This is a genomic window from Streptomyces sp. NPDC059456, from assembly GCF_042750055.1.
GTDB lineage: Bacteria > Actinomycetota > Actinomycetes > Streptomycetales > Streptomycetaceae > Streptomyces.
In genome coordinates this window covers 1-4,367 of record NZ_JBHYVA010000704.1, presented here as the reverse complement: position 1 = coordinate 4,367, position 4,367 = coordinate 1, and the positions used below count along the sequence as shown (strand labels likewise).

The 4,367-nt window shown below is 73.0% G+C and carries 6 protein-coding genes; 3 read left to right on the top strand and 3 right to left on the bottom strand.

Going from position 1 to position 4,367, the window contains the following annotated elements:
* Positions 1-134: 134 nt before the first annotated feature.
* The 3 genes from ACFXA3_RS36800 to ACFXA3_RS36790 form a co-directional block, all read right to left on the bottom strand.
* On the bottom strand, positions 135-440 hold the full coding sequence (locus ACFXA3_RS36800; protein ID WP_385194574.1) for an SCO5918 family protein: 306 nt from the start codon (positions 438-440) through the stop codon (positions 135-137).
* Between the two features lie 66 nt (positions 441-506).
* A complete protein-coding gene (locus ACFXA3_RS36795; protein ID WP_385194572.1) occupies positions 507-1,922 on the bottom strand; it encodes a DEAD/DEAH box helicase in 1,416 nt (471 codons plus the stop codon).
* A 301-nt stretch (positions 1,923-2,223) separates the two neighbouring features.
* The gene (locus ACFXA3_RS36790) at positions 2,224-2,427 is read right to left on the bottom strand and encodes a cold-shock protein (RefSeq protein WP_385194570.1); all 204 of its coding nucleotides are present in this window, start codon (positions 2,425-2,427) and stop codon (positions 2,224-2,226) included.
* Between the two features lie 489 nt (positions 2,428-2,916).
* Here ACFXA3_RS36790 and panD point away from each other — a divergent pair, with 489 nt between their 5' ends.
* From panD to ACFXA3_RS36775, 3 genes are read left to right on the top strand one after another with little or no spacing between them, the layout of a single operon-like run.
* On the top strand, positions 2,917-3,336 hold the full coding sequence (panD, locus tag ACFXA3_RS36785; protein WP_385194568.1) for an aspartate 1-decarboxylase: 420 nt from the start codon (positions 2,917-2,919) through the stop codon (positions 3,334-3,336).
* A gap of 15 nt (positions 3,337-3,351) precedes the next feature.
* Complete coding sequence (locus tag ACFXA3_RS36780) at positions 3,352-3,705, top strand: GNAT family N-acetyltransferase (RefSeq protein WP_385194565.1); 354 nt, start codon at positions 3,352-3,354, stop codon at positions 3,703-3,705.
* Complete coding sequence (locus ACFXA3_RS36775) at positions 3,699-4,334, top strand: aspartate/glutamate racemase family protein (protein WP_385194563.1); 636 nt, start codon at positions 3,699-3,701, stop codon at positions 4,332-4,334. Before ACFXA3_RS36780 ends, ACFXA3_RS36775 begins: the two co-directional genes overlap by 7 nt.
* Positions 4,335-4,367 lie beyond the last annotated feature (33 nt).

The following is a 4,367-nucleotide window of genomic DNA, read 5'->3' as shown; positions in this document are numbered from 1 at the left end:
CGTGGGCGGGCTGGTTCGGTGTCCCCCCCCGCGGGGGGGGGGCCCGCGCGGGGGCCCGCGCGGCGGGGGCGGGGGGGGGGGGGCGCCCGCGGGGGGGGGGGCCCGCGCGCCCCCTTCGGTGTCGTTCGGCCGCTTCAGACGCAGAGGGGGCTGCCGAGCAGCGCGGACGCCTGCTGGAGCGGGCTCAGGGCCGCCGCGGGAGCCTCGGGCAGGCCGCGGAGGGTGAAACCGAGCCGGGTCATGGCCCGGATGACCTCGCCGGCGCTGAAGTCACGGCGGTCCTGGCGGGTGACGACCTCGCCCACCTGCATGACGGGGTAGACGCGGCGGCCGATGATCACCGACTCGCCCACGACGGTTTCGGGCTTGACGCCCTTCATCGATTCCAGCACGCCGGCCTTGGTGAGGTCGAACGGGAACCGGGCGATGACACAGCGCATGACGCCTCTTCTCACGGGAGCAAGGGGAAGGTACGGAAAGGAGGTTGACCCGGGCGCGCCGGGGCTCTACGCAACGGCGCCGAACGCGCCGCGGGGCCGGCCGCCGCGGCGCGCGGACTGCGGGGGACGGCTGCGCCGGGCGCGCGGGGCAGCGCCGCCTTCGCGGCGCTCGCTCACCGGCGCCGTGATGACGACGGGGATGCCGGACGGGGTCCGGGCGCCGGTGATGCGCTGCAACTCGGCCTCGCCGGAGCGGACCCGAGTGGTCCGCGGGGTGATGCCGGCGGTGGCCAGGAGGCGGGTCATGTCGCGCCGCTGGTCCGGGGTGACGAGGGTGACGACGCTGCCGGACTCGCCCGCACGGGCGGTGCGTCCCCCGCGGTGCAGGTAGTCCTTGTGGTCGGTGGGCGGGTCCACGTTGACGACGAGGTCCAGGTTGTCGACGTGGATGCCGCGGGCGGCGACGTTGGTGGCCACCAGCACGGTGACGTGCCCGGTCTTGAACCGGGCCAGGGTGCGGGTGCGCTGGGGCTGGGACTTGCCGCCGTGCAGGGCCGCGGCCCGTACCCCGCTGGCGAGGAGGTCCCGGGTCAGCCGGTCCACGGCGTGCTTGGTGTCCAGGAACATGATCACGCGACCGTCGCGGGCGGCGATCTGCGTGGTCGTGGCCTGCTTGTCGGCGCCCTGCACGTGCAGCACGTGGTGTTCCATCGTCGTCACCGCGCCGGCCGAAGGGTCGACGGAGTGGACGACGGGGTCGTTCAGGTAGCGGCGCACGAGCCGGTCGACGTTGCGGTCGAGGGTCGCGGAGAACAGCATCCGCTGGCCGCCCGGGCGGACCTGGTCGAGCAGGGCGGTGACCTGCGGCATGAAGCCCATGTCGGCCATCTGGTCGGCCTCGTCGAGCACGGTGGTGTCCACCTCGTCGAGCCGGCAGTCGCCGCGCTCGATGAGGTCCGCGAGGCGCCCGGGGGTTGCGACGACCACCTCGGCGCCACCGCGGAGCGCGCCGGCCTGCCTGCCGATCGACATGCCGCCGACGACCGTGGTCATCCGCAGCTTCACGGCGCGGGCGTAGGGGGTGAGGGAGTCCGTCACCTGCTGGGCGAGTTCGCGGGTGGGGACGAGCACCAGGGCCAGCGGCCGACCGGGCTCCGCCCGCCGTCCGGCGGTCCGGGCGAGCAGCGCGAGGCCGAAGGCGAGGGTCTTGCCGGAGCCGGTGCGCCCGCGGCCGAGTGCGTCACGGCCCGCAAGGGTGTTCGGCAGGGTCGCGGCCTGGATCGGGAACGGGACGCTCACGCCCTCGGCGCCGAGGGCGGCGAGCAGAGGGGCGGGCATGTCGAGCTCGGCGAACCCCTCCACGGCGGGCAGCGCGGGGGTGATCGTCCGGGGGAGGGCGAACTCGCCCTGTACGGCGAACCGCCTCCCGCCCGTTCGGGAGGAGGAGGCGGAGGAGCGGTCGTTCGTGCGTGTGCGGTTCATTGCGGAACCTTCCTCGAATGCGGCGCATGTCAAGGAATTCCCGCAGCGGAGAGCGCACGGAGAATTGCAAGAATGGGCCGAATGGAGCATGAAGCGCATCTGGCCGGCGAAAATCAGTGCGGGCTCAGGCGCTGGAAACGGGGACGCGGTGCGAAGGTGGCCGTCCCCGGGTGAGGATCCTCGTGCGGCGGGCCGCACCATCCCCGGGTCGTCCCGCAGGTGAACTCACTGCGGGGAAAACGCGCAGCTGGGGCCCGCACCCCGAGGGATGCGGGCCCCAGCTGTACCGTACGCGTCAGCGTCAGGCGAGAACGATGTTCTCGGCCGTGGGGCCCTTCTGGCCCTGCGCGATGTCGAAGGTGACCTTCTGGCCTTCCTGCAGCTCGCGGAAGCCCTGGGCGGCGATGTTCGAGTAGTGGGCGAACACGTCGGCGCCGCCGCCGTCCTGCTCGATGAAGCCGAAGCCCTTTTCGGCGTTGAACCACTTCACGGTGCCACTGGCCATGTCAAATCTCCTCTGGGGCAGTACAACGCGATCCGCGCCGTGCGGACCCCGTGTCGCCGCGATGATTGCCCCGCCGGAAAAAAGACCGGAAATGCACAAGCGCTGACGGTGGACGCGAGGTCCGCCGGGCGCTTGAAATTTTGGGAACCACAACTGCAACTGAGATCGACAGTAGCACGGCACGGTTCCCCGCGTCGTAAATGTGGACGCCCTCTTCGAACCCGAGAAAATCCCTCGGTGCGCCGGCCGCCGAATTCTCATCCCGTGGGCACGGATATTCCCGTCCCGGGCGTGGCGCTTCCCGCACCGCCGGGGACGGGTCCCCGCGTTTCGGCGGCCGGGAGGAGCCGACGGGTCGTCGTCGCGGCAGGGGTGAGGCCCCTGAACCCCCGGGAAGAGCTGACCGGACATGCAAGGCGTTGTAGGGTGCCGGGACCGCCCTTGACCTGCGTGGAGCAGGCAGGGAGCAGACATTTCGGGAGCTTTTTCATGTTTCGTACCATGTTCAAGTCCAAGATCCACCGGGCCACGGTGACCCAGGCCGATCTGCACTACGTCGGGTCCGTGACCGTCGACGCCGATCTGCTCGACGCGGCGGACCTGCTGCCCGGGGAACTCGTTCACATCGTGGACATCACCAACGGGGCGCGGCTGGAGACCTACGTCATCGAGGGCGAGCGCGGTTCGGGGGTCATCGGGATCAACGGCGCCGCCGCACATCTCGTGCACCCCGGGGACCTCGTCATCCTCATCAGCTACGCACAGGTCGAGGACGCCGAGGCACGGGTGCTCAAGCCCCGCGTCGTCCACGTCGACGCGGACAACCGCATCATCGAACTGGGCGCGGACCCGTCCGCCCCGGTGCCGGGAACGGACCAGGAGCGCAGCCCCCACGCGGTGGCCGGCTGAGGGGAGTCGAGGACCATGTCGCGCAGCGGTGCCATCGAGTTCAAGGACGACCGCGAGGCCGGACGGCTGCTCGCCGTCGAGGACGGTGAAGCGGTCGGGCTCATCGCGTACTTCGTGACCGGGGAGGCGCCGCACGCCCTCGTGGCGGTGCACACCGTCGTCGAGCCGGGGCACGAGGGCCGCGGGATCGCCGGGGACCTCGTCAAGACCTTCTACGGGATCGCCGCCGGCGAAGGCGTGCCCGTGGTCCCGCTGTGCCCGTACGCCGCGAGCTGGGCCGCCCGGCACCCCGAGCAGGCGCCCGCGGCGCCGGCCGGGGTCGTCGCGGCGGCGAGGGCGCAGCTCGACGCGAGCCCCGACCTGTGGTGACGGGCCTGACCCTGCTGCACACGTCGCCGGTCCACGTGCCGGTCTTCGACGCCCTGCGGGACCGGGAGCACCCCGGCGCCGTCCTGCGTCACCTCGTGGTGCCCGAGCTGCTGGACCGGGCCCGTGCGCAGGGCCCGGCCGCGGTGGGCCCGGACGTCCGGGCCCTGCTGGACGGCTCCGGCGCCCCGGTCCTGGTCACCTGCTCGACCATCGGCGCCGTCGCCGAGTCGCTGGCCCCCGCGCTCGGTGTGCCGGTGCTGCGGGTGGACCGCCCGATGGCCGCCGAGGCGGTCCGTACGGGGCCGCGCATCGTGGTCCTGGCCACCCTGGAGTCGACGCTTGACCCGACGCTCGCCCTGCTGGCGGAGGAGGCCGGGCGGGCCGGCCGCCCCGTATCGGTGTCCGCACGCGTGGTCCCGGACGCCTGGTCGCGCTTCGAGGCCGGGGACACCGCCGGCTGTCTGCGCCTCGTGGCCGAGGCGGCCGACGCCGTCACGGACGCGGACGTCATCGCCTTGGCCCAGGCCTCGATGGCGGACGCGTCCCTGCTGACCACGACCGCCGTCCCGGTCCTCTCCAGCCCGGCCCCCGGCCTCACCGCGGCCCACCGGGCCGTCGTCCGATCATGACGGGGGCCCCCGCCCCGCGCGGGGGCCCCGCGG